This window comes from Paenibacillus polysaccharolyticus (assembly GCF_023714295.1).
GTDB lineage: Bacteria > Bacillota > Bacilli > Paenibacillales > Paenibacillaceae > Paenibacillus > Paenibacillus polysaccharolyticus_A.
Window position 1 is genome coordinate 170,860 of sequence record NZ_JAMAUN010000006.1, and the last position, 25,595, is coordinate 196,454.

22 protein-coding genes and 1 pseudogene are annotated in these 25,595 nt (G+C 43.1%); 6 read left to right on the forward strand and 17 right to left on the reverse strand.

All coding sequences use genetic code 11. The annotated features are described in order from the left end of the window. Positions 1-47: 47 nt before the first annotated feature. The 6 genes from M3629_RS16370 to M3629_RS16395 all read right to left on the reverse strand — a co-directional run bounded on the left by M3629_RS16370 (position 48) and on the right by M3629_RS16395 (position 4,163). Entirely contained in the window at positions 48-650 is a 603-nt protein-coding gene (locus M3629_RS16370; protein WP_251508367.1) for a pentapeptide repeat-containing protein, read from the reverse strand. 14 nt (positions 651-664) lie between these two features. Beyond that, a complete protein-coding gene (locus M3629_RS16375; RefSeq protein WP_251508391.1) occupies positions 665-964 on the reverse strand; it encodes a hypothetical protein in 300 nt (99 codons plus the stop codon). Between the two features lie 23 nt (positions 965-987). After that, complete coding sequence (locus tag M3629_RS16380) at positions 988-1,536, reverse strand: hypothetical protein (protein ID WP_251508412.1); 549 nt, start codon at positions 1,534-1,536, stop codon at positions 988-990. A 24-nt stretch (positions 1,537-1,560) separates the two neighbouring features. Beyond that, on the reverse strand, positions 1,561-1,962 hold the full coding sequence (locus M3629_RS16385; protein ID WP_251508414.1) for a hypothetical protein: 402 nt from the start codon (positions 1,960-1,962) through the stop codon (positions 1,561-1,563). Positions 1,963-1,966: 4 nt separating this feature from the next. Continuing rightward, entirely contained in the window at positions 1,967-3,166 is a 1,200-nt protein-coding gene (locus tag M3629_RS16390; RefSeq protein ID WP_251508415.1) for a WXG100 family type VII secretion target, read from the reverse strand. Between the two features lie 193 nt (positions 3,167-3,359). Further along, positions 3,360-4,163 (reverse strand): DNA-binding protein, encoded by an 804-nt coding sequence (locus M3629_RS16395; RefSeq protein ID WP_251508418.1) that lies wholly within the window; start codon positions 4,161-4,163, stop codon positions 3,360-3,362. Positions 4,164-4,384: 221 nt separating this feature from the next. On the opposite strand from M3629_RS16395, the gene M3629_RS16400 reads away from it, so the two are divergent. Then, positions 4,385-4,738 (forward strand): helix-turn-helix domain-containing protein, encoded by a 354-nt coding sequence (locus M3629_RS16400; protein WP_251508420.1) that lies wholly within the window; start codon positions 4,385-4,387, stop codon positions 4,736-4,738. Positions 4,739-4,777: 39 nt separating this feature from the next. On the opposite strand, the gene M3629_RS16405 is transcribed toward M3629_RS16400, so the two are convergent. The 7 genes from M3629_RS16405 to araA form a co-directional block, all read right to left on the reverse strand. Continuing rightward, a complete protein-coding gene (locus tag M3629_RS16405; protein WP_251508422.1) occupies positions 4,778-5,821 on the reverse strand; it encodes a reverse transcriptase domain-containing protein in 1,044 nt (347 codons plus the stop codon). A 553-nt stretch (positions 5,822-6,374) separates the two neighbouring features. Next, positions 6,375-8,819, reverse strand: coding sequence for a S8 family peptidase (locus M3629_RS16410; protein ID WP_251508424.1), 2,445 nt, complete (start codon positions 8,817-8,819; stop codon positions 6,375-6,377). 16 nt (positions 8,820-8,835) lie between these two features. After that, entirely contained in the window at positions 8,836-9,780 is a 945-nt protein-coding gene (locus M3629_RS16415) for an AAA family ATPase (protein WP_251508425.1), read from the reverse strand. A gap of 212 nt (positions 9,781-9,992) precedes the next feature. Next, the gene (locus M3629_RS16420; protein WP_251508427.1) at positions 9,993-11,693 is read right to left on the reverse strand and encodes a histidine kinase N-terminal 7TM domain-containing diguanylate cyclase; all 1,701 of its coding nucleotides are present in this window, start codon (positions 11,691-11,693) and stop codon (positions 9,993-9,995) included. Between the two features lie 419 nt (positions 11,694-12,112). Further along, positions 12,113-12,292: a hypothetical protein gene (locus tag M3629_RS16425; RefSeq protein WP_251508429.1), complete on the reverse strand. Its 180-nt coding sequence runs from the start codon at positions 12,290-12,292 to the stop codon at positions 12,113-12,115. Positions 12,293-12,340: 48 nt separating this feature from the next. After that, positions 12,341-13,111, reverse strand: coding sequence for an AAC(3) family N-acetyltransferase (locus tag M3629_RS16430; RefSeq protein WP_251508431.1), 771 nt, complete (start codon positions 13,109-13,111; stop codon positions 12,341-12,343). Between the two features lie 296 nt (positions 13,112-13,407). Then, entirely contained in the window at positions 13,408-14,832 is a 1,425-nt protein-coding gene (gene araA, locus M3629_RS16435; RefSeq protein WP_251508433.1) for an L-arabinose isomerase, read from the reverse strand. 133 nt (positions 14,833-14,965) lie between these two features. Here araA and M3629_RS16440 point away from each other — a divergent pair, with 133 nt between their 5' ends. Beyond that, on the forward strand, positions 14,966-15,202 hold the full coding sequence (locus tag M3629_RS16440; protein WP_251508435.1) for a hypothetical protein: 237 nt from the start codon (positions 14,966-14,968) through the stop codon (positions 15,200-15,202). Between the two features lie 316 nt (positions 15,203-15,518). Here M3629_RS16440 and M3629_RS16445 read toward each other — a convergent pair whose 3' ends face one another. Next, positions 15,519-16,214: an L-ribulose-5-phosphate 4-epimerase gene (locus M3629_RS16445; RefSeq protein ID WP_090923505.1), complete on the reverse strand. Its 696-nt coding sequence runs from the start codon at positions 16,212-16,214 to the stop codon at positions 15,519-15,521. A gap of 2 nt (positions 16,215-16,216) precedes the next feature. Beyond that, positions 16,217-17,884 (reverse strand): xylulokinase, encoded by a 1,668-nt coding sequence (locus M3629_RS16450; RefSeq protein WP_251508640.1) that lies wholly within the window; start codon positions 17,882-17,884, stop codon positions 16,217-16,219. Between the two features lie 377 nt (positions 17,885-18,261). Here M3629_RS16450 and M3629_RS16455 point away from each other — a divergent pair, with 377 nt between their 5' ends. The 3 genes and pseudogenes from M3629_RS16455 to M3629_RS16465 all read left to right on the forward strand — a co-directional run. Then, positions 18,262-19,353 (forward strand): GntR family transcriptional regulator, encoded by a 1,092-nt coding sequence (locus M3629_RS16455; RefSeq protein ID WP_145335119.1) that lies wholly within the window; start codon positions 18,262-18,264, stop codon positions 19,351-19,353. A gap of 240 nt (positions 19,354-19,593) precedes the next feature. After that, positions 19,594-20,448 carry a helix-turn-helix transcriptional regulator gene (locus M3629_RS16460; RefSeq protein ID WP_251508437.1) on the forward strand — a complete coding sequence of 285 codons (855 nt, stop codon included), beginning with the start codon at positions 19,594-19,596 and terminating at the stop codon, positions 20,446-20,448. A gap of 295 nt (positions 20,449-20,743) precedes the next feature. Continuing rightward, positions 20,744-21,526: pseudogene (locus M3629_RS16465) on the forward strand (aldo/keto reductase); the annotation flags it as partial. A gap of 131 nt (positions 21,527-21,657) precedes the next feature. Here the strand turns inward: M3629_RS16465 and M3629_RS16470 are convergent. Together M3629_RS16470 and M3629_RS16475 are read right to left on the reverse strand one after the other, a co-directional pair. Then, the gene (locus tag M3629_RS16470) at positions 21,658-22,872 is read right to left on the reverse strand and encodes a sensor histidine kinase (RefSeq protein ID WP_251508439.1); all 1,215 of its coding nucleotides are present in this window, start codon (positions 22,870-22,872) and stop codon (positions 21,658-21,660) included. A 230-nt stretch (positions 22,873-23,102) separates the two neighbouring features. Continuing rightward, the gene (locus M3629_RS16475; RefSeq protein ID WP_251508441.1) at positions 23,103-23,648 is read right to left on the reverse strand and encodes a 50S ribosomal protein L25; all 546 of its coding nucleotides are present in this window, start codon (positions 23,646-23,648) and stop codon (positions 23,103-23,105) included. A 334-nt stretch (positions 23,649-23,982) separates the two neighbouring features. On the opposite strand from M3629_RS16475, the gene M3629_RS16480 reads away from it, so the two are divergent. Beyond that, on the forward strand, positions 23,983-25,455 hold the full coding sequence (locus M3629_RS16480; RefSeq protein ID WP_251508443.1) for a hypothetical protein: 1,473 nt from the start codon (positions 23,983-23,985) through the stop codon (positions 25,453-25,455). Positions 25,456-25,595: the final 140 nt, after the last annotated feature.

Consider the following 25,595-nt stretch of genomic DNA (forward strand, 5'->3'; position numbering starts at 1 on the left):
ATCACTCCAAATTAAAAAGATACACAGGTGATGGATTTCTTCCGATTCTACATGCTTTCTTCAGCCTTCATGCGGAGCCAATCCCTTGCTTCCTGCCCTTTGAGAATTAGAGGTTTATCGGCTGAACCAATATGAATGCTGTGAAAATTGGCCTCTTCTATTCCTTTGATGTTTCTTAACGTTACTCCATCAAACAAAACCCCTTCAAACCTTGCCTCACTCAAGTCTACATCTGTTAATGAGGCATGGCTAAAATCAGTTAAAGAGAGGTTGCAGGCTGAGAAATTACAGTTTTTAATTGTTGCATTATCAAATCGTGTTTCCCATAGATCGCCTCTTGAAAATCGAACTTTATCCACGTTGGAGTTGGAGAATTCTGCATATGACAAGTCTGATTTGTAAAAATCACAATGAGTAAAGTTGCTATTTTTATATAATGACGAACTTAAAACAGAGGCATGAAAATCTATATTGTTAAGACTCAGACCCTCAAACGTACAACTAGCTATAAATGACTGTTCTAAACAAATATCAGAGATATCAAATCTACGAAAATCAACATCTTGCAATCGAAGTTGCTCACCTTCCTGACCGCTAGTATCAACCCATTTTGTATGAAGTTCGAATCTGATATACATATCGTTTCTCATCCGTCCCTCGTCCTCTAATCCATGTAAGAAACAGCTGTGTTAATAACATTAGTCAATTTTAATTCGGGGTATTTTTTGTTAATATCCTTGAGCGTGTTAATATATTCAACACTTTGAAGATGATAAGCTATCTCTTCGAATACCTCACTGACCCAAAGAGCTTCCTCTTTACTACACTTTTTTAGAAAATCGATGGTATCTTTTTCATTTTGGCTTAAGACATGAATTAGTTCCTCTCTATACTTCTCAATAACGGGATCATTCATATGAAGAACCGCTCTTTTTCGTATGATCTCCCTAACTTCTTGGTGCATGTAGATAGACCTGCCCTTCCATTTTAAGTTGAGGGCTCCTGCTCTAAATCAGACAACTTCGCATTCATTCTTGCAACATTCTCACTTTTCAGTAGTTTAGCGTTGAGTTCAGAGATGAAATCCAGAAACAGATGTGTATTACGTATGATTTCCTCTACGAAGGACTCCAAATTTATAGAAACCCCACTCCATGTTGAGTACTTGAATTCCTCAAGCGGTTCAGTAATAAATAAGTCCATAACTACTTCACGATCCGTATCTTCCACTAAGCTAACTAGCAGTTCTTCTCCAAGTGCTTTAAACTCCAACCATAGATTAGCACTATCAGGAATTCGATAAGCAACGTATGGATTCACTCTCAACATCTGAGCCACCGTCAATAAGTCAACAAACCATCTGATGAGTCTCTCATTACCGAATGGGCAATCATCAAAAAACATACCATACGTACTTCCGTTGAAATCCAATTCCATCATTCCATCTATATCTTGTTTGGCCTGATCAAACTGCTCTGCGGACATTTGCTCCAACGAGTCCAAATCATCTATGGCTTTAAATGAAATCGTGAACATATTTTGAGCACACTCCGGTCCCACTCAATCGTATTCAATATACACTTTGCATCCGTTTGTTATAGCCTTTTCAAGAAAAGCCGTTATCTGATGCGCTACTCCTGGAATGTCAGGAACGATGTTTTTTACTTGTTCTAGTTGCTCACCACTGGCTTTATTAAGATCAAAAGACTCGAATAAACGAATAGCCGCACCAATGTTTTGTATTTCCCAAGGACTCCCATCGTACCACCCTTCATGAGCACAGTATTCATGTAATATATATTCATCAGAAGGGGCGTACTGAGTCATAAGATCAAGTAGCGTCTCAAAATATCCAATCCACATTTTAAGAATATGCTTTTCAATAGGACTCTCAAAGAAAAATGAAATTTCCGGTTGTCCCTCATATCCAATATAATAGGTGTCATTAATTCTTTCGTTCATAATATTACTCCTTCCAATGTCCTTGATCTAAGATTCTGACTTGCTCAGGTGTCGGATTACCTGCTTTCCTTGCAGCTATGGCATCATACCATTTGTAACCCTCAACCCACTCGTCTGCTCCAATCTTATAGAAAGATTGAGGTTTATTTCCACCATTACCCGGAATTGTCCTTTGGATTACCCACGTATTCCCTTGATCAACAGGTGCACCCGATGTTCTTGTATGCCATCTCACCTCATATTTATATGTTCCATCATTCCATTTGTAAGTTATCTGTTCGTATCCATCATTCATGGATTTGGCCTTCATTGTTGCACCGTCAGGGATGTCAATGGGAGCAATCTTAGCATATTGTTTTGATATTGCTAGTTGTTCATTTTCATCCATATCAGAGAATTTTTTATTAGGCATACTAGCATTGTTTTTACTTTCATCTAATCTTTTATTCGCTCTCGCCTTATGATCCTCTAAATTCTTCTTCATCTTCACTACCGCCGGATGAGAGGCAGGCAAGCGAAACGGCCCTTTGCGCCCCGGCATACTTCCGCGAACCATCTGAAAAGCCATTAAAACCTGACTGAACTTCAGAGAAGTCACCATCATTTGTGCATATCGATCGTTCACTGGTTCGCCTGTGAAAGGATGAATTCGATTTTCAAAGGCTTTAATCTGCAAAGCAAAAATATCTTCCCCAGGTTCCTCAGTCCCTACGGCTTGCATCCGATTAAAGTCCAAATGTCCCTGATCCTTTTGATACGCCTGCAAGGCCGCCTGATCAGTAACACCATCCTCATTCACAGGCATCTGTACCAGTTTCCCAAACACGTTGACTTGCGCCATCCGGTAGCCTTTATCCTCCGAACCCGCATCACTTCCCGAGCTCCTCATCATGGCTACCGCACCCACGGCACCAATAACACTACCTAGACTGCCCTTCTCCGAATCTGCCTGCTCAAACCTCGTAGCAATATCCTTTAACTCTTTTGAAGTATACAACATGCTCTCCAGTGCTTTCTGTAATACGGTACGTGATCTTGCAAAATCACCATAAAAACGCTCCTGCGTCACACCCAGCCATACGGCCTGAAGAAACATGATCTGCCTTGAAAGGTTATCCTGGATATGCTCCAACTGTTGTCTCGCCTGATCCACCTGATTCGATACGTGATGTAATTGTTCAGGGGTCACTTTGATTGTACTCATACGCTTTCTCCGCTCATTTGAAATAGGATTATCCTATGTTAGCAGAAGTATCATATGTAAAACTATCCGGCTAACATCCTGAATTTACCTATAACCCGACATGTGACACACCACTCATCGGTGCTATAGTCCTATATGCATATACCCACATCCAAGCACATCCTACCATTTTCAGTAAACCCAATAACGCTCCCTACTTTATCCGCGCCAAAAACACCCGATACTGCTCAATCTGCTCCTCCGTCGCCATTTCTCGCAACGACTCCAATACCGCTATACACTTGATAATATGCCTCTCCATCCCCAGTCTGTCCGCTACACACATCGCCTTCAAAATAAAGTCCACCGCCTCCTGTGGCCTTCCTATCCACTGTTCATATAAAGCCCTTTGATAACAATAATGGTACATATCATCGTTGTTTAATGAATCCATTCCCACTCCTGACCCATCAACCTTCTCCTCAATCATCTGTATGATAAAATCAATCCGCCACCCATGCCGCACCGCGGCCTCTGTGACCACCTTCAACCCTGACAAACGTTCCTCCGGATACTCCAGCAAAAGGTTCACGTACCCTTCCAGAAGCTCAACCTGCCCCGCTTCAATCTCTAGTGCATAACGATGGATTTCGGCTTTCCGTTTGAACTCCTGCACAACTTGTAGCTCTGCCTCATCCAATCCTTCCATACACCCCAATGTTGCATACTGCCGGATACACTCTCTCGCCTGATCGATCTGCCCCAGCTTCTGATAAGCCATACCTCGCATCATATGGCTCAATCCCATGTAATAAACCAATGGACGTTCCGTATGAATATGAAGTTTAGACCCACCTTCCTGTTGACACTCCATCCGTTCTTCATATATACACTTCGCGCACTGGTACAACACGTCCGCCGTCTCCAGCACCTTGCTCCAATTTTCAAAAGCCACAGCCATATCCAGCATCTCAACGATAATGTCCGGTTTGAGGGATTTCAGGATCGATGATCGCAAAAAAGGAAGCCTCCTTATAATATGAATATTAGAGATAATGAAACAAAGCTATCTATGCTTTACAGTGTAGCCTTTCATTTATTCACTTTCAGAAACTCCAAAGAAGTAGTACAATAAATCAAATATAGTACTTAATCGCAGTTTTTTCAATAGATTTTACCGCCTTTAAGTCTCTGCTAAATACATCGATACTCTCCTAACCTGTAGGAGAGGTGGTTATTATGACAAAATTACGCAATTCGGTTGGAGAACGGATTAGGGAAATACGGAAAGCGAAGGGTTTAACACAGCAGCAACTTGCCGAGCTTTCAGGTTTAGACGATGCTTACATTGGATCTGTAGAGCGTGGAGAGAGGAACTTTTCAATTGATACACTAGAGAAAATTCTTAAAGGTCTGGATACTTCGGCACATGACTTATTATATGATCCAATTTCAACTACTCATACGAGTGATTTTGTTCAATCAAAACGTGAAGCAGTTGATGAATATGGTATTATACTTAGTCAACTCAATATTCAGCAGCATACCGCATTGAGAAAGATACTAAATGAGATAAAAGATGCTTTTCTATAAATGAAATAGGACACCTAGTAAGGTGCCCATTTAAGTTAATTAAACCTTGATTAATCGTTTCTGAATTTTGTTCCAATGGCGCTTTATTTGCTTATAAATCAGGCTATTGACATTATTATTCTTCTCAAACTCAGAATGAGCTCTTTTAGCATAAGAAATAAAATTACCGTAACCTTTATAATTTCTCCCTAAATGAGTATATAAAGAGTAAAGTTTCTTTCTACCTACTTTTTTCCCTCTTTTTATACTCTCTTTATTTATTATTTCAACTTTCCGATATGCTCTATGGTAGTATTTATATAAACTTTTCTCTCTCAGAGTTACATTAATCCCATCGAAAGCAAAACCGAGGTAATCTAAAAACCCACTTTCTGTCCCATCCAATTTTCGATAAATTGTATTATTATAATAATACATACACGAAGTTTTATTCACACCCATTTCAATCTTATTGTCTTCTACAACTTTTTTTATATAGTTCTCATGTTCTTCATTTTTATCAGTGGAATTTTCATCAATTGGAATGACAATAATTATATCATCGCTGTACCTTCTATATATCCCTTCTCTTGTTGATGCATACTCCTTCAATCTTTTATCAATGTCATACGCATAAACATTAGCTAAAATTGCACTTATAGCAGTCCCTTGCGGTATTCCTTTTTTTGTTTTATTCTTATATATTTTCACTCTTTTTCTAAATCCCCTGAACTCTTGTGGTGTATAATATCGCTCTTTTGATCCTTTTCTTCGATCCGCTTTATCTAGATCTCTTTCTATATCATGCTTCTCGACCCAACTATACCGCGTGACGTGTTTATAAACATTCCACCAATCAGTGGACAGTTCCTCCCCTCTTCCAATCACACTAATCAAACGCTCTTTAAGTAAAGCATGATCCAAATTATCAAAGTAACTTGAAAAATCAGACACAAATATAAAAGCCTTTTTTTGATTAGTTATAAATTGTATTACTTCGGCTGCGAAGTGTATATTATTTTTTCCATTTTTATTATTTCTATAGGCTAAAGAAACTTCACTAAAACCTTCCTTTTCACAATAATTATTATATATATTGTTCAACAGTTCTCCATAATACTTAAATATGTATCCATCCATGTGTGCAGCATAAAATATCTCTCTGTTTTTGGGTCTTAAGTTAAGTTTGCTTTTGTGATATTTCCTTGTTACTAATGTGTAGTGTATGAACGGATAAAAACTATGAGAGGCAATATAAGAGGGATTCCTGAGGTTACTATTCACAGTCTTTGATACTGATATCGGCTTGTCAAAATGCGGAAACGGTTTCGTTACAAATTTTAAATTTTTCATTTTTTGAGTGAGCTTTAAGGGCCATTTCACTGCAGCTGTTAGACCCTTAAAGCTTTAACCCTTTCCCAAGGCTGCGTTTCATTAAACACTTATACTATAATTAAGATAATAGCAATGTGGACTGGAGATGATTCGGATATGATAACTGTAGTTATTGCAATCCTATCAATTATGTGGCAAGTATACAGATTTGACTCTGAATATCTTGACAACAACTCATCCACTTCCCTAAAGCTCTAATGCTGAAGGCTATTTTATTTTATTTCATTTAAAATGTATTTTCAACCATTTTACGTGAAGAAATCTAAATATTATCAACTAACACTTGGCTGTTAAGCTTGGTAGCTAACTCAATAGGAGTGTACAGATCAACATCTGATGAAGGAGTTGATAGTGTTACTATCAGAGTATATCTAACCTCTCTATCCCAACTATTCAACCAAGGTCTTTTACTCCACCATCCGCTAATCGGATAAATCCCAATCATATTGCTGGTCGCCAACTCCGAAGCAGTTGTTTCCCATATATCACTATGAATGGAACCTTTATTTCGAGTATTTGGCCCTAATGTCCAATCTATATTACTTGATTGAGCATTCCCATCTTCCTCTTCTCTAGCTGCTTCGTTTATGCGTTTTATAAATTGTGATTCTGTAGCTGATCCATTCATATCAAACCTTAGCCCATAAGATGCATAAGCATACCTACTCTTCCATCCTACTTCACCAGGGCTAGGCTCAATAAAATAAGATAAAGTTATTTTTAACTTTACATCTAATTCTCCCAGAGAAAGGAGAACCTCTTTAGGCCATGGAAGCTTGTGTAAATGCATTTCATTTAAAGCAATTGAAGATTTATGCTTCTTAAAGGGCTTTAGTTTAGATTGCAATACCATACTTACATTGTTCTTTAAACAAAACAATGCTTGGTCAAGATCTGGGACCCCATAGCCACACATTCTAGCCAAATCATGATAATGTTTCTTTGCATCTCCAAGTAAAAATTGTCTCTTCAACTCATCTGTCCATTTAGCAGAGTGAACTAATAATCCTCTTACAGTCTCCGGCCAAGCTTGTGGATATTTAGACAGTATTTGTGCAGCCATCCACGATGCTTTAGCTGTCGCTGCACTTGTAGCGTTAAACATAGTAAACTGTTCACTTTGGAGTCTATGAGATGTTGTCAATAGACTATGGTTGTTATCTGTCCAAGCACCAAATGAGTCTACTACTAAGTTCCCACCTTCTAACACAATCTCTGGTTTAATAGGCCATTTATTCTTATCCCAACTAAAGGAGGTCGTACTGTTGGGTGATAATCCACCTTTAGGAGCTAAAGGTACATAATTCTCATAAGGTTCATGTAAGTCAGTGTATGCACCAACAGTCAATGAATTCCACGATTGCCCCGGATTCTGTACTACGCTAGTATAGTTACTATCAGGGTAGTCTTCCTTTTTATTTATCTCGTTATTCCCTGCAGAGACTATAAACATTTTATGTATTTCATCAAGGTTACCAAATGTTAATTCGTCTAATGAGGCAGACCATGATGATGGTCTACCATCATCCGTCTGATAGTGTGGAGCTGTCACAGCCATACAAATTATTCTCTGTCTTTCGGGATAATTAATTATTGCGTTACTTATTATTTGTTTAGTAATGTCCCCATATAACTCAGGTGGGTTATGACCATTATCAGGAATAATTTTTAAAGATTCAATTCTATGAGATATTTCTATATCGTCTGAACTTGACAAAGCCTCTTTTAGATCTCCATACGCAACTACACCACTCATCATTGTACCATGTCCTGCTATGTCTGATACTGACCATTTCGTGTTATATGTGTAACAATCATCATCACTTAATAATGGACTAAGTAGCATATGTCCGTTATTTACTCCCGTATCAATAATACTTACACATATATTAGTATCGTCGCTTACATTTAAGCGCTCAATAAGATCAGATGACCATTCAACCTGATCTTTGTTTTCTAAATCCACAAAAAAGGAAACTGCTTCTGACGCTCTTCTCATCTCAGCAATGTTACCGTTACCCTTTATCAAATCATGTAAATTCTTCCTATTTGCTCTAACCATAAGTACCCTGCGCTCGGGAAAGTTGATGTAATTATCCTTTATTTCTAATCTAAGAATATCTCTAGCTAAAAGTAGAAATTCCTCATAAATTTCTTCACTATTACTACTGAGCCAAACTTCACACCATACGCTCTCATCTTGAGGTATCCATTTCTTTTCACTTACTCCCCAGAATGACTCTAAGAACGCCTCGTTTATGTTTTCTATCCCATCAATTAATGCCGCGTTTTTTGGCTTTCCAGCGCTAGTATCTTCAGTCATATATTTTTGTAGTTTGTTCAGAAATATATTCCGTTTATCTTTTGGAATAAAAACTGTTGCTAATCTTTCGACTTTTTCTCCCACCTTTTGTTCCCTTATATTTAATAATCTAATACCGTCTTTTCTACTTTCGAGACTTTCAAATTTTATGTCATAGCCTGGTAAATTTTTAAATTCAGCATATACTCCATCTTTTGAGAAAGTAGCAACTGAACTTACTGATTCATTAGTATTAACCCATAAGCTTTCAAATTGTTTTTGTAATTTTCTACTATGTGTAAGTCTATTTCTTTGAGGAAATTTCGAGCCCCCTTGCCCTTTTCCTTTGTAATTGTGTGCTTCTGCTGTGTTAAGAAAGAAATGCGAGAAAAATTGATCAGCCATATCTCTTTCCTCCTATTTATCTAATTTTCTCTTTTATCATCTTCTTAAGTTGCTCGATATCTACTATCTTTCTATCTGACATGATGGCTTCTTTAATAGCATCATCACAAGCCTTTGTTAAATCTGCATGACTTAAAGATTTACTAAGCGTTAAAATGCTATCCATATCTGCATCGTTAGGTGTAAATTGTCCAAGCCTATTGAGGATCAGATCTGGTATTTGGTTTTCATTAGGAAGCGTGTAATTTAATACATCATCAAATCTTCTAAATAATGCGGGGTCTAGAAGCTGGCGGTTATTAGTTGCTGCAATAATTAAGCTTTCCGAGCTATCTTGTTCTATAAATTGTAAAAATAGATTTAAAATCCGTCTAACTTCTCCGACATCATTATCTTTACTTCTATCTGTTCCTATCGCATCAAATTCATCAAATAAATAAACAGCTTGATTTTCTCTGATAGCATCAAACACTATCCTTAGTTTAGAACCTGTCTCTCCCATATACTTGGTCATTAACTTGTCCATTTTTATAGTACATAACGGAAGTCCTAACTCACAAGCAACTATAGAGGCAGTAAGTGTTTTACCCGTTCCTGGCTGACCCTCTAATAGTATTTTCCTTCTATTATTCAAGCCAAATTTCTTTAATTTATCTCTTTTTCTATACTCGTTTAGTACACGATTAATTCTTTCTTTCAACTCATTTGTAACAATAAGCTCACTTAATTTTCCGTAACTAATTGTTATATCAATTAACTCACTGACATCTTTATTAAATTGAATCAAATTTTTATCGTTATCTGACTTAGAATTTAAGATATTCCTGATTTCTCTTGCAAATGAAGTATGGCCTAATTTTGCCTCATGGGCAGCTAATTGAAGAACTATAGTTCTGAATCTATCATCATTCTTTGAGACATGTGCTTCAATTAACATCTTGATCTGATTTGCTGTTGCCAAAATTTCCAACCCCCTTTTCTTGAAATTTTCGTCTATATAAAGTCAATTGATACTCATCTACAATTATAGGATGTAAAATTCATTAGTGCTATATCTAGGATCATTTATTACTATATAGTCAATATAGTTTATGATTTTTAAATTTTCACATTACATGAAGTATTATCTCAAGCTCCTGTCCTAATAGTATCTGTAAATATTCCCCTGTTCCCTCACACCACATCCCGCACCAACACCCCATACTCCACCCGGTTCCGGCCCTTTTGCTTCGCCTGATACAGCGCCTTGTCCACTGCATCAAATAGCTGAATTAAATAGCGCTCGCCATCTTCCGGCACGTCTTCATCCTCATACGTAAAATCATCTATCGATAGAATCCCGACGCTAATGGTAATTGCTATTTCTCCCATCCCATAATTCAATGCAATCCGGTTGGATTCCACGGTCTGTCTTACACGCTCCGCCATATCAATCGCTAGATCATGCTCGGTATGCGGCAGGTAGATCATGAATTCCTCTCCGCCATAGCGGGTCAGAATATCAGTACTTCGCACCGATTGCCGGAGTGCCTCCGCTGTGCGCACCAATACTTCATCCCCAACAACATGACCATAGTGGTCATTAATGGCTTTGAAGTGGTCAATATCGAGCAACATGAGGGAGAAAGGCATTTTATATTGAAGGTTCGTGAGTACTTCATGATTCAGATGTTGCGTCAGGTAACGGCGATTATAGCACTGCGTCAGACTGTCCGTCAGCACCAGCTCTTCCAGCTTGCGGTTGGCATCGGACAACTCCTGCCGGATCAGATCCAGTGCCTCATTGCGCTCTTGTAGCGTCTTGTACTGCTGGTTCATCGTTTTCGCATAGAAGCGCTCCTGCGAGACATCTTGGAACGTCAGCAGATGCCCTAGCGGTGCAAGAGCGGAGTCTACAATCGGAGAAGATTGCAGAATATAGTGGCAGAGCTGGCCGTCTTTCTCTACGATCACTTCGATCTGGCAAAGCTCCATTTTTTTCAAACGATACTTGTTCAGGAACTTCCGACTATTCCCCTCCACAGACACCCCGGCGAGAAATGCCTCCATGTCCCAGACATCCCCTACATGTTGTTCTATGAAAAAACGAGAGGCCTTGTTCACCTCCACAATCACTTCGTTCTCATCCAGCACCAGAATGCCATACGGGATCGTATTAATGACGTCCTCATGGGCGATGGAGACCAGATTGAACACGTTATACCTTTTAATCACATACACGAAGAACAGGTCGGACAGGAAAATACCCAGCGAGGTTAGACCCGGAATAATTGGCAACCAGCGGCTCAGTAGCACATTGAGGACCGCATCCAGCGTCGCGAACATGGCCAGCACAAAAATACCCCAAAGGGTGATTTTGACCTGCTTTTGAATCATCGCGGGAGTCTTGGACGAGAATACGGCCCGAAACATAATGACGAGGGAAGTCACGAAATAGCTCACCAAAATGAACATGACCACCCAGAACCATGGGCCATAGGCACGCTCGATATAACCGCCCTCCAGGGGGATTACAAAATCATGCCAAGGGTTCGCCACGACCCCAATTGCTCCGATCACAGCGGGCACAAACAGCAGCACCAGCCGCCTTTGGCTTAATCGTTCCGCATAACCGGTAATAAATAACGTCAGCAGCAGCCACCCGCTCCCTAGCAGGGATACCGCCACAAAAGACAGCAAAACATAGAACAACTGCAGGCCCGGATCATCGGTGAGCGTACTCGCAAATTGACAGAACGGCCACATCATCATCAAACCGTGAAACAAAAAATATACCTTATGTAAATTGGTAATTCTAACGGTAGCAAACACATACACGCCCACACCAAACAATAGCACGAATAACGAAAGATCATACCACACTAATGGGTTCACAAATCTTCTCCTTCTTGGAAGTGACACTGTTCCATAGTTATCAGGGAAATTCTGATAAGTTGATATACTTTTGAATTTTAGTACTATTCTACTTCTGTCATTTTGTTATTTATGATATTTCTAAAAGCACTTATATGGGATGTGTACTTCAGATTTTGCACTTCTTCAAAACTCCTATTACGCACTGGTTAAATTACCCATATCGTACCACACCCCTGATACGCTGAGTAGCCCATTCACTGGAAGTCAGCCCAACCTCTGATTGAAATCGCATTCATTTTTTGCACTTTTGTGAACGTTTTATTTGAAGACTCCACGTCAAAAAAAACGCCCAGCTTGCAACTGAGCGTTATCCAGCCCGTAACGGAATACGTAATCTATTTTATTGAAAAAAAAAAGCTTCACTACTGGTAACTCTCCTACGTCCGTGCTATTTCTATTTTTCTTTTCAATCTATTCATGACTAGCTCATGATCCATCAAAGGTTCTTTAGCAGAAATCTGTTTCTCCGCAACGATTAAACGAAGTTGAAGCTCGTGTCTTGCCTCAGTTAATCCGTTATTTCCATGAAATTCGTTAGAAAACTGTTTGCTTCCCATAAAAATCAGACTCCCTTTTCGTACCTGATATCAACGCTTCAAGTCCACTTACTTCACATCTGCCAACGGCTCATTGTCCGAGAACAAATCCGGGTTTTCCTTCAACATCTCCGTAAGCACCTCGGTTGTTCTCTCAGCATCACAGACACTTGCAACGGCATCTCCAAAACTCCCTTTGTGCATCGCGCCTGCTTGAACCAGTACCTCATCCACCTTCCAGAAGTGCTCTGACCAGGATAAGCCGCAATGTCTGCGTGAAGGCACGGAAATTTTAGTTCCATCTGGCAAAACAGTATACAGCATCTCATGTTCATTCGTCATTCTGCCCGGAATGTCCACCCACTCCTCGATTCCATGAATAAACGTGTTCCGCTTCAAGTCCACCCCCACCAGCAGGATTGTTGCTTTGCGATCAAGTAGCTTGCCCCATGCAGAACCTCGTGCACATGGCGTATCGAAGAGATGATCGTCCTGTATAAATGCCTGTGCGTCCTTCCCTAATGCAGCTACAGAGTGTGTAGGATGCCAGGAACGGACAACGTTAGGACGTTTACGGAACAACTCCGGCAGAATGCCCACACAACAGGAAGACGTTTCCACGTGGAACAATGGATTACTTTTGTTAATGGTAGACCACGTATGCGTAGGCAAAACGAGCAACCCATCCTTCATATACTCACTCAGCGCATCCAGTACGGTATCTGCTCCGCCTTCCACCTCTCCCATACTCTTCATCGAAGAATGCATCAACAAGGTGCCGTGACGATCTATGCCTAATTCCTCTAGCTGCGCGATAAGACTGTCGTATGTATGTGTCATCTTGGAATAACCTCCTTAGGAATCGATGTGATGTATCGAAAAATAAAACAAAGAGCCGAGATAGGTTCTCGGCCTCTGTAATTACACTTTTATACGGCAAGCAGATGCTCGCTTTAACGTTGAATACGCTTATGAATTTGATCTCTGATACTCTGATCATACTTCAGGCATAATCGGATTACAACTGAGATTCATCCTTTGGAATTGGAATCAAGGCGTGGATTAAAGACCTTAGTGATGATTCTAAAACGATATATACACTTTATAATCTCATAATTCCATGTTTGTCAGTATGACTATTTAATAATCACGTACTCCAGGTTCACCAGCTTCGCATACGTGACGATCTGATCTGTCGTCAGGTTCAGGGATACCACCGTATGGTGTCCGCCACCGTTCTCAATCCAAGCTTTAACGCCGTCCTGGAAGTTCGGTTTTACCGTCCACAACACACGAGCGACTGGCAGATTTGGCGCAGGAACCGTTGGTTCGAAGGCAGAAACTTCGTTGATCAGCAATTTATAGTGCGTACCGAAGTCTGCCATGGATACCACGACCCCTTCGCCAGCTTTGCCGTCAAATACGAGACGAGCCGGGTCTTCACGATCGCCAATTCCAAGTGGAGATACGATGATTCTTGGTTTTGTGCTAGCAAGTGTCGGGTCAACTTCAAGCATGTGAGATTGCAGAATGGCTTCTTGACCAGATGCCATTTCATACGTGTAATCTTCCATGAAGCCCGTGTTTTCGTTGTGAGCCATAATTTTGAGCAAACGATCCAGTGCGGCTGTTTTCCAATCCCCTTCACCCGCAAATCCGTAGCCTTGAGCCATCAGGCGTTGTACGGCCAGACCCGGAAGCTGCTTCATGCCGTGCAGGTCTTCGAAGTTCGTTGTGAAGGCTGTGTAACCGCCGTTATCCAGGAACTTTTTGATCGCAATTTCATAGCTTGCTTGCACACGTACACTAGCTTCCCATGCTTCTTTGCTGTTCTTGCCATAATCGAATTCATACAGGTCCGCATATTGTGTGATCAACTCATCGATCTCTTGCTCGGTTACAGCGTTTACGTACTCGACGAGGTCACCAATGCCGTAGTAGTCTACTGTCCAGCCAAACTGGATTTGAGCTTCGACTTTATCCCCTTCTGTTACCCCTACGTTACGCATGTTATCGCCGAAACGGGCAACTTTGATGTTAAAGCTCTCGTTGTATGCCACCGCTACGTCCATCCAGTCTGCAACCTGCTGTTGCACTTCCGGACGCTCCCAGTAACCCACAACAATTTTATTTTGTTTTCTCAGACGGGCATTAATGAAGCCATATTCACGGTCACCGTGTGCTGCTTGGTTCAGGTTCATGAAGTCCATGTCGATGGTTGCCCATGGAATGCTCTCGTTATATTGCGTTGCGAGGTGAAGTAATGGCTTTTGCAGCAATTTCGTACCGCGAATCCACATTTTTGCTGGAGAGAAAGTATGCATCCAAGTGATGACACCCGCTACTTCGTCGCGGTAGTTCACTTCTTTCATGATGCTGGTGATTTTGTCTGCGGTTACAGCCAGATCTTGCAATACGAGTGGATAAGGGAGTACGCCGCTAGCGTTAAGGGCATCTGTAATTTTCTGTGCGTTTGCTTTAACTTCACCGAGTGCTTCTTCACCGTACAAATGTTGTGAACCGACAACGAACCAAAACTCTTTTGCTGCTGTTGCTGACATGGAATCATCCTCATTTCATTAATTTATAGTTGGATAAATTGGGTTACACCGGGTCACTGCGATTGCAGTACCATCTTTCGATCGCTGGTTATCCTCGGATTTCTTTCCATTCCCCTCTTAAGGGGGAAATCCGATGATAAACGCGAGCGCTTCGCTTCTTCAGATTGGTTCTGCACTCTCCGTTAATGGTGTAAAAAGGTTATTCAACTTCGGGTTGGGCAGTGTAGTTACACCAGGACACTGCGCAGACAGAATAATCTTCCGATCACTGTTATCCCCAGATTTCTTTGAACCCCTCATATATAAGGGGAAATCCGGTGATAAAGGTGAACGCTTCGCTTCTACAGCTTTCTTCTGTCTGCTCCGTTAATGGTGTAAAAAAGTTCTATTCAACTGCGGGTCGGGCAGTGTAGTTACACCGGTCACTCCGATTGCAGTACCACCTTCCGATCGCTGGTTATCCTCGGATTTCTTTTCTTTCCCTTCTCAAGGGGGAAATCCGATGATAAATGCCAAGCATATCCTTCCGAAGTAGCTTTCGTGCCGAAAGCTTTTAGCTTCGCTTCTTCAGATTGGTTCTGCACTCTCCGTTAATGGTGTAAAAAAGTTCTATTCAACTGCGGGTTGGGCAGGGTAGTTACACCGGGTCACTCCGATTGCAGCGTCCCAACCTCTACAGTTCCAGATTATTTCTGGCCGTAGTATGCGTCTTTGCCATGTTTGCGTAGGTAGTGCTTATCCAAAATACCTTGCGGCAGTTCTTTGGCAAAGTTGTTCAGCTGGCGGGCGTATAGGTTCATTTTGCACACTTCCTCCAGCACAACGCTGTTCACAACAGCCGACTTGGCGTCTTTGCCCCATGTAAATGGTGCGTGACCATGCAGGAGCACTGCCGGAATCGCCATCACATCCAATCCGCGTTGTTCGAACGTTTCAATGATTACACGGCCTGTCTCCGCTTCGTATCCGCGATCAATCTCATCCTGGTTCAGGAAACGTGCACATGGCACAGCTCCGTAGAACGTATCCGCGTGAGTCGTTCCCATGACAGGCACATCCAGACCAGCTTGCGCCCAGATCGTTGCCCATGTGGAGTGCGTATGCACGATGCCACCAATTTCCTTGTAGTGTTTGTATAGAACCGCATGCGTAGCGGTGTCCGAGGAAGGTCTCATCTCCCCTTCCACCACGTTACCGTCGAGATCAACGACAACCATGTCGCTGGCTTTCATTTTTTCATAATCAACTCCGCTTGGTTTAATGACGAACAGACCGCTTTCCCGATCAATCGCGCTCACATTGCCCCAAGTGAACTTCACCAGTCCGTGCTTCGGAAGCTCCAGATTGGCCTCGAATACCTCTTGTTTCAGTTGCTCTAACATGTTTAGTTTCCTCCGTTCTCTACCAGATGCTCTACAGCGGCGTGCTCAATGGCAAGTCCTCTCCGATAGCGTTCAATAAATGCTTCAAATCCCTTCACATCGGCAGCTTCCGGAGCCACTTCGACCCCTTCGACATCCTTGAACACTTTTTGCTCCAGGAAAACATCCAGCGTTTCTTGCTCGCCTTTGTCCTTCAGGTACGAAGCCAGCAAAGCCATACCCCACGCGCCGCCTTCACCAGCGGTAGACATTACCGATACCGGAACGTTCATAGCCGCCGCGACGATTCGCTGACCAACTACAGGTGTCTTAAACAGACCACCATGTGCCAAAATGCTGTCGATCGCCACCTGTTCCTTCTCGGTCAGGATGTCCATACCCAGCTTAAGCGCGCCAAAGGCGCTGAACAGATGGGTGCGCATAAAATTCGCCAGGTTAAACTTGCTTTCTGGAGAGCGCACGAACAATGGGCGTCCATGCTCCAGTCCTGTAATATTTTCACCGGAGTAGTACCCGTAGCTAAGCAATCCGCCCCCATCCGGGTCGGCTTCAAGCGCCTTGTTAAACAACACGCTGAACAGCTTGCCTGAATCGGCCTCGATGCCCATCGCCTGAGCGAACTCGCGGAACAATCCGACCCATGCGTTCAGATCACTGGAGCAGTTGTTAGCATGTACCATGCCGACCGGACTGCCATCTGGCGTAGTCACCATATCAATCTCGGGATACACGCTGGACAATTCCTTCTCCAGAACGATCATCGCAAAGACTGACGTGCCCACGGAAATGTTCCCTGTCCGTTTGCGCACACTGTTTGTCGCGACCATACCTGTTCCCGCATCACCTTCTGGTGCACAGAGCGGAATCCCCGATGCCAGTTCTCCTGACGGATCAAGCAGCTTCGCTCCAGCTTCCGTCAATGCACCTGCATGTTCACCTGCGAGGTACACTTTAGGTAGCAAATCCTCAACCTTCCACGGATAACCTTTGCCAGCAATATGCTCATTAAACTGATTGATCATTGCCGGATGGTAATTATGCGTTGTCTCGTCAATCGGGAACATACCCGATGCATCGCCGATCCCAATCGCCTTATTGCCAGTCAACAACCAGTGGATGTAACCCGCCAGTGTGGTCAGGTAATCAATCTGAGGCACATGTTGCTCTCCGTTCAAAATAGCCTGATACAGATGGGCAATGCTCCAGCGTTCAGGGATGTTGAATTGCAACAGTTCTGTCAGCTCGCGTGCAGCCGCACCTGTCGTTGAGTTACGCCACGTACGGAACGGTACGAGCATTTCCCCCGCCTGATCCAGCGCGATATATCCGTGCATCATGGCAGAGAAGCCGATTGAACCTACAGTCGTCAGCGGTACACCATACTTCTGCTCTACATCCTGCTTCAACTCACGGTACGCCGTCTGCAAACCCGTGATGATATCCTCCTGATCGTACGTCCAATAGCCGTCTTTCAGCAGGTTCTCCCATTCATAACTGCCAGAGGCAATCGTCTCAAAATGCTCATCAATCAATACCGCTTTAATGCGCGTTGATCCAAGCTCAATCCCAAGTGAGGTTGCTCCCTTGGCAATAGCTTCTTTCACATCCACATGACTCGTCACTTCCACATATCCCCTCTCTGCTCGCCATCTACGTCCGTGGAATGGCATGTATTCCAACTGCACCCTCGTAAGGTGCAATCCACCACCTACGTTCGTGGCTATAATCTATTTCAGCATTCCAAGAATGCGCTTTCCTGTACTGACAGCCTTAGTATATTTTTTGTACGTACATTTGTCAATGAGATAACGAAGTTATACTCACAAAGGACTATTTTTGTAAAATATTCAATTGCATCAACGCATTTTAATTTATTTCCCCTATAGAAATGTAAGGTTTAATTCGACAAAATCGTAGCCAGTTGTACGCAACATTTAATAAAATGTACGGTTTCTCTTGCAAGTAAAGTGAATCATGCTAGAATATGTACGTACAACTTGAGCCATATTGATATAATATAGACGTTACAACGAAAGAAGTGGACGAATTGAAACCTAAATACCAAGTGATTATTGATGATATAAAGAGCCATATCCTATCCGGGACTTACAGCATCGGCGTGCAGATTCCTACTGAATTGGCCTTGCAGGAGAGTTATAACGTGAGCCGTCAGACCGTTCGTAAGGCCATCTTGGAGTTGTCTAACGAAGGATTTTTACGTAGCGAAAAGGGTTCGGGCACCTATGTCAGCAATCAGTACCGATCCCGAGCAGGCGGCAACACTTCCAAGAAGACGATCGGGGTCATTACCACCTATATCTCGGACTATATTTTCCCTTCCATTATTCGCGGTATCGAGCGTCGTCTGAACGAGGACAACTACTCGCTACTGCTCGCCAGTACGAATAATGATGTGGCACAGGAGAAAAAAGCACTTGAGATGATGCTATCTTACGGCGTGGATGGTCTGATTGTTGAACCGACGAAAAGCAATCTGTACAACCCGAATATTGCGTACTATCTGTCCTTTAAAGAGCAGGATGTGCCGTTTGCGATGATCAATGCCTTTTATGAGGAGTTAGAGGTCCCCTTTTTCTGTCTGGATGATGTACAGTCCAGTTATCTCGCCACGAAGGAGTTAATCTCCAAAGGCCACACCCAGATCGGGATTATTGCCAAGATGGATGATTTGCAAGGAAAATACCGGATGAAAGGATATATCAAGGCACTAGGGGAAGCAAAACTGAGGTTCCATCCCGAACATGTGCTCTCGTTTGATACCGCATCGAAAGCGGATCTATCCGCAAACGTGACAGCATATCTGCAAGAAAATCGGGAAGCACTCACCGCGATTGTTTGTTACAACGATGAAGTTGGGCTGGAAGTGGTGCATGCTTGCCGCCAGCTCGGTATTTCGATTCCGGATGAGCTGTCCATTATTGGTCAGGACAATTCATATATTGCCAAAAATGCCAACATAAGACTCACCACGCTCACGCATCCCCAAGAGCAGATGGGTCGTGATGCTGCCGATTGGGTTATCCGCAAGTTGCAGGGAAAGAAAGACCTTCCCGATCAAACCTACTATCAGCCTGAGCTGGTGGAAGGCGAGACGGTGAAGGAGATGGAGATTGAATAAACATCCTCATGCTCGCATTCCTATTTTTCTCACATTCTAGCCCATATGCTTACTCTATTCCGTAAGCACAGAAAACGCTGTGAGCCAGTAACTATGGATACAGTAGTGATATAATAATAGCTGGGGCACGGAGTAACATATACTGTTCGGATAGCGTAGAGTTCCGTACGATTTACGTTTATTTACGTTATCATCAGCAATACAATTTTGGATAAAAAGAGCTCAGGAGGTGATCTCGTCATGGTTGAACTAAACGGCCTATCACAACCAGCACATCTGTCACCTGTGGACTTGAACAGCATGCGTGCCAAAACGTTGGGAGATTATCTGAAATCGCGACGCGCACGGCTTCAACCGGAGCAAGCAGGACTCGCCAAGACTCATGGTCAACGCCGGACACCTGGGTTACGCCGAGAAGAGGTTGCCATACTGGCAGGGGTTAGCGCAACCTATTATACGTTTCTGGAACAGGGTCGAGAGGTAGCCGTCTCCCGAGAAGTTATCGAGAGTATCGGTCGGGCACTCCAGTTGTCTCCCGACGAGCACACTCATCTGCTCGGCCTATGGAATGGTAATGAACCTGAGATGGCACCGCCAATTACCTCGGAGATCACTCAGCCTTGGCGGGATATTGTGAATCAGATGGCGTTTCCTGCGTTTATCACAAATGATCGTGCCGAGCTGCTTGCCTGGAACACAGCTGTCGACAAATACGTATTGGATTACACTTCACGTGCTCCAGAACAACGGAACATGATGTCTAGCTTATTTACAGATCCGGAAATGCGCGCTCGACTTATCAATTGGGAGGAGATGGCGGCACACTCCGTTGCCATATTCCGTACCTCTTATGATAAATATACACTTGATCCGTGGTTTCCCAAGTTTGTAGATGATCTTTCCAAAGAAAGTTCTGAATTTGCATCGTTATGGGAGCTGCACCACGTAGAGGCAAAGAGGGTTACGCGCGTTTACTACCAACTGCCCGACCAAGAACAAGCTATCGCATATGACATTAATTCGTTATCATTCACGCTGGATCACCCGGATCTGCATCTGTGCATCTATTCTCCATTCAAAGAACAGGAATCTTAAACAGCGCTTGCCCCTCTTCTTTCACGAATCGTATGATCTACACTTCATTTACCACCGTAGTCCTATACAAGACAACCAGAATAATGCCATCCTGGTACTGCCGTTACTAGCATAAGCATGCTGTGGTTGGGGTAGTAACTGCGAATTAGAATGGAATCATGCCTTAAGCATAACGATGAAGGTACTATACTCTTTAATTTGCGGAAAAGAGGGATGATCGGATGGAGTTTAATAATAATGGAGTGGTAAAAAGAAAGTTAGGTTCACTTGGACTTGAGGTATCCAAGGACTGTTCGGAGGTAACGAGCAGCTGGTTGGTCGAGCTCTGAAAGGCCGTCGTGATCAAGCCATTCTGGCGACCAAATTCGGCATTGTATCTCCAAACATGAAGGTACTCGGACACCCGGCGTATGTCAAAAAATCAATCGATTCCAGCCTGCTTCAACTGGGCACCGATTACATCGACCTGTACTATCAGCATCGTGTTGATCCGGACATCCCTATTGAAGAGACCGTTGGCGCTATGGCTCAACTTGTGCAGGAAGGTAAAGTCCGCTTCCTTGGTCTCTCGGAAGCAACGGCGGATCAGATCCGGCGGGCACATGCCATTCACCCCATCACGGCGGTCGAAACAGAATACTCGCTCTGGAGCCGCGAAGTGGAGGATGAGGTGCTACCTGTGCTGGATGAACTGGGTATCGGTTTTGTACCCTATAGTCCCTTGGGACGCGGATTCCTGACTGGACAGATTCGGACGTTTGATGATCTGCCCGCGGATGATTACCGCCGCTTCTTCCCTCGTTTCCAAGGAGATAATTTCAATAAAAATCTGGAGGTCGTTCGGCTGATTGAGCAGCTTGCCGCACGAAAAGGCTGTACTACACCTCAACTGGCTCTAGCCTGACTGCTGGCGCAGGGGGAGCAAATCGTACCTATACCCGGTACGAAACGTCTAGAGCGGTTGCAGGAGAACCTTGGTGCATTGCAGGTCACGATCACACCGGAAGAATTGGCCGAGATCGAACACATCTCGCCCAAAGGGTTCGCAGCAGGTGAGCGCTATCCTTCGTTTTCCTGAGGTCAGAGTTGAATAAAGAATAAGAACAGGAAAAAGGCTGCCGTTCGGCAGCCTTTCTTAACTCACTTTTTAAATCTACTTATACTCATAATCTTCTTTTTTTTATTCCTATCTACCACTCTCCGTGCCCTTTAGCTACGGTCTGTTGCCGGAAACGTCAGAATCACCGTCGTACCCACTCCCTTCTCACTCACATACTTGATCGTTCCATTAACCTTCTCCACGATGTTGAAGCAGATCATTAGCCCAAGTCCCGTACCATTCGTTTTCAGCGAGTAAAACGGGGTACCCAAAGCTTTAACCTCCTCCTCCGTCATCCCACACCCCTGATCCACAATTTTGATCTCCACCTTCTGCTTCACAAGTCTTGCTGTTACATGAACCATGGCTCCCGTATCCGAGGCTTCCAGAGCGTTCTTGATCAGATTAATGATCACCTGCTTAAACTCAACGGCATTCATGAAGATCGTGCAGCCCTCTTCAATCTCGATATCGATATGTTTATTGGACAACATGGCATAGGAGCCCAATAGACTAGCTACCCCCTCAAGAACCTCTTGCACATCTACTTTCTCATCAACCAATATCTCTCGGTTCGGTTTGGCAATGGATAAAAATTGGGAGGTCACCTGTTCCACCGTATTCAACTCATCGATCATCAGCGCGAACTTGGATCGATCGGCAGCATCGAAGGCTGGATTTTGTTGATACAACTGCAGGAATCCCCGAACCACCGTTACCGGATTACGAATTTCGTGCGCAACCGCTGCCGTTAGATGTGCAACCATTTTGAGACGTTCGGATTGTTGTACCTGTTCGAAATATAGTTCCTGCTTTCGGATCCGATCGAAGGTTAAATAGAAAATGAGAAATAGAAGTAGCTGACTCGCAATGATATTAATCAGATTGCCAGCCAAATCTATATGTATATATTGGTACACATTATCTTGATTATGGATATACGTCGTCACTATCACAAGCATCACGGTATTCAAGCTGAGCGAAATATAAAACAACTTGAAATCATAGAACAAGATCGCGAGTGCGGGAAGCAAACAGATCATAATGTAAGTTGTCCACGTCTGAGGATAGATCAATGCTAGCGTGTAGAAATAGACAAACCCGAGCAATATAATACTCAATCGGAATGCAAACGTTTCATATCGGGGGTAAATGAGTAGACATACAGGTATCGTCACAACACATAACAAATGAATGACATAGCCGATGGTCATACCCTGAAGCTCTGCGGTAGATACGGCTAATCCGGCTGCCATTAGAAGGATCATTAAAAACATCGATATGTAATAGGTCTTCCGGTTCATCGGACTATGTAATTCCTTCATATATTCACCACCTTGTTCGTGAATTTCATATATATAGTATTGTATCTTATTTCCTGTATTACCTTCCATGGATGAGAAATAATTTATTTTGGGCCGCACCAAAATAAGCTGCATGGACATATAGCCCATACAGCTTATTTCGATTCGTGCAACTGTATATTTACAGCACATTCTATTTAAAAATGTACTCGTAATTAAAGAATAACCCCGATTACGCAAGTATTTACCTATTAAGGTTTAATTACTGAGAGCAGTGACTCATTACCGTCCGAAATGACCGTTACTTCCGGTGCAAACTCGGCGTCTGAGACATGCAGAGTTTCTCCAATCTTCATTGCACTGATATCGAACTCGACCACGGTTGGCAGATGGCGGGGCAGCGCCTCCACTTCAATAGCAGCTAACTGAATCTGCATAACTCCACCGTACTTCGCATCCTCTGGGGTTCCGTTGAACTTGACCGGGATTTTGGTACGTAGCACTTCATTGTTCTGCACCTGCTGAAAATCGACGTGAATCAAATCTCGTGTAACCGGATCACGCTGCAGATCTTCCAGCAATACGGTAAGTGAAGGTTTTTCTTCGAATTGCAGTTGGATGAATCCGGACGCACCTTGGTTCAACCATTTTTGAAAGGGTACCGACGGGATATGAATCATTTCATTTTCTGTGTTTTTGCCAAAAACAATACCCGGCAGGCGACCAGATTGGCGCAAATTCTGTAATCTGGACGGCCTTAATTTGATACGGGTTTCCGCTTGTATAAGAGTAGTCATGCTATGTTCGCTCCTCTATATTCTATGATTTTCTGTACTCGTTCACTTTCCATCATCCAACATTCCCCTACGGGGGCTAAAGAGAGAAACATAGCATCACCACCTCCACACGGCCTCATTTTATAACCATTAAATGTAAACTCCCATAATATACAGCAAGGCACTCTACTTGGAAAAGTAGAATGCCCTTGGGATGCTTCCAGCCTATCATAGAAACCCATGTTTGTCGATGAACCGACCAACTGTACCATGATATTCATCACTTAACAAATACATACATTCGGTATATTATAGAATTGTAGCAAAAAATTATAAGAAGAGAGGAGTTTACACTTTGAAAAAGACACTCTCCATGCTTATCGTCATGAATTTAGTTCTTACCCTTGCCTTTAGTTTCAGCGCTTCCGCTAACAATGATACTGAGGGAAAGGGACTGCCGGATGCACGCATTACGGAACAGGTCATACAGCCAGACACTGAGATCATCACTGAGCTGACCGAGGCTCCCACCGAGTTGGATTCTACTCCATTGAAGGAACACCAGCTCAAGGAAACGGTTAACCTGAATGAAACTTCTGCTACTTCCAAAACACATAAGCAACAAAGTCTACTGGCTACTCCGCAATCGGAGGATACAGATAACACAACAGCCGCAGCTGAGACCACTACATATACTGGCTACATCCAGGAGCAAGGCACCTCCAGCTATTTATACCCGATCTACGTACAACCTGGGCACATTCTGCAAGTACAGATGGATAACCCTGCGTCTGCGCAGCTTGATTACGATCTATATCTCTATGAATTCGATATGTCCACCGGAGAAGTGAATCCGAATCCTATTGATTACTCCATCTACGGGACATATTTGAACAATTACGGGAACGGGTCCAGAACCTTATCTGAAAATGTAGGCACGAAAAATATCACTTCCGGCGCCAAAGCCTACTTAATTGAAGCCTACGGCAAGGTTGGTGCCAGTATCAATGAGCCGTTTATCCTGGCGGTCTCCACAAGCTCGACATATGATGCCTTCGAGACAGACGAGAACGCGCTACGTGCCTATCCGCTTACTGTTGCTGTTGGCGGCTCTACACTCGCTACTCGTTCATTAAATTCGGAGATTGATCAGGATTGGTACAAAATCACCGTTCCTGAGAGCAGAAACTATGATGCGATGCGTATCACGCTGGACCAGGCTTCAACGGCGAATGGTTACAAAGCTGAATTGTACGGGGCTTTAAGTAACAATCGAATGGCCTTGATGCCGACCACGAACGGTAACGTATCGTTAGGTACAGGTACTTATTATTTGAAGGTTTATACCACCAACACTTATTCGGACACCAACTATTCACTGCATTTGCAGCCTGTATTACGTGCAGACAAAATTGTCATTACGGGTTACAACTCAAACGGCGGCCCTAATGATTACCCTTCTTACGCCTATGGACGCTACTACCGTATCACGGGATCAAGTTTCACGGTGACAGGGGTAGCGGCTACATCCGATAACTATGCCGTTGCTAATGCGGAGGTTGAAGTCATTTGGGCAAATGATGCCTGGTCCGAAAGCAGCAACAACCGTTATCGCAGTGCCAAAGTCATGACCAACAGCAGCGGGCAGTTCACGGCAACGTTGTCCCTGCCTCCTTCCGCCGGTAGCCTCAGTCAGTACTTGCCAGGAGCCATAAGCTTCACCCATTATTATGATCTTTGTGCTGTGGTGGCTAGAGTGACGAGTCGTCCAAGTGTGAATACGACTGATATTGTGTATCACTTCGCCTACAGTATTTATGGCGGTTGATTGAATCAAGAAGAGCAACGAGCGGTGAAAGATAGCCGTCCGTTGCTCTTTTTGTCCATTTTTATTAAAAATATGGAATATTGTTCCGATAATAAGATGAGAAAGGATTGATATGGAAATTAAAGCATTTATTCTCGACG

What these genes read in the sequence shown, in the direction of transcription:
- M3629_RS16430 (WP_251508431.1), bottom strand. Translation starts at nt 13,111, where the DNA reads ATGACACATACATACGACAGTCTTATCGCGCAGCTAGAGGAATTAGGC.
- M3629_RS16475 (WP_251508441.1), bottom strand. Translation starts at nt 23,648, where the DNA reads ATGACTACTCTTATACAAGCGGAAACCCGTATCAAATTAAGGCCGTCC.
- M3629_RS16380 (WP_251508412.1), bottom strand. Translation starts at nt 1,536, where the DNA reads ATGTTCACGATTTCATTTAAAGCCATAGATGATTTGGACTCGTTGGAG.
- M3629_RS16385 (WP_251508414.1), bottom strand. Translation starts at nt 1,962, where the DNA reads ATGAACGAAAGAATTAATGACACCTATTATATTGGATATGAGGGACAA.
- M3629_RS16400 (WP_251508420.1), top strand. Translation starts at nt 4,385, where the DNA reads ATGACAAAATTACGCAATTCGGTTGGAGAACGGATTAGGGAAATACGG.
- M3629_RS16425 (WP_251508429.1), bottom strand. Translation starts at nt 12,292, where the DNA reads ATGGGAAGCAAACAGTTTTCTAACGAATTTCATGGAAATAACGGATTA.
- M3629_RS16390 (WP_251508415.1), bottom strand. Translation starts at nt 3,166, where the DNA reads ATGAGTACAATCAAAGTGACCCCTGAACAATTACATCACGTATCGAAT.
- M3629_RS16450 (WP_251508640.1), bottom strand. Translation starts at nt 17,884, where the DNA reads ATGCCATTCCACGGACGTAGATGGCGAGCAGAGAGGGGATATGTGGAA.
- M3629_RS16410 (WP_251508424.1), bottom strand. Translation starts at nt 8,819, where the DNA reads ATGGCTGATCAATTTTTCTCGCATTTCTTTCTTAACACAGCAGAAGCA.
- M3629_RS16460 (WP_251508437.1), top strand. Translation starts at nt 19,594, where the DNA reads ATGGTTGAACTAAACGGCCTATCACAACCAGCACATCTGTCACCTGTG.
- araA (WP_251508433.1), bottom strand. Translation starts at nt 14,832, where the DNA reads ATGTCAGCAACAGCAGCAAAAGAGTTTTGGTTCGTTGTCGGTTCACAA.
- M3629_RS16375 (WP_251508391.1), bottom strand. Translation starts at nt 964, where the DNA reads ATGCACCAAGAAGTTAGGGAGATCATACGAAAAAGAGCGGTTCTTCAT.
- M3629_RS16445 (WP_090923505.1), bottom strand. Translation starts at nt 16,214, where the DNA reads ATGTTAGAGCAACTGAAACAAGAGGTATTCGAGGCCAATCTGGAGCTT.
- M3629_RS16440 (WP_251508435.1), top strand. Translation starts at nt 14,966, where the DNA reads ATGATAAACGCGAGCGCTTCGCTTCTTCAGATTGGTTCTGCACTCTCC.
- M3629_RS16370 (WP_251508367.1), bottom strand. Translation starts at nt 650, where the DNA reads ATGAGAAACGATATGTATATCAGATTCGAACTTCATACAAAATGGGTT.
- M3629_RS16470 (WP_251508439.1), bottom strand. Translation starts at nt 22,872, where the DNA reads ATGAAGGAATTACATAGTCCGATGAACCGGAAGACCTATTACATATCG.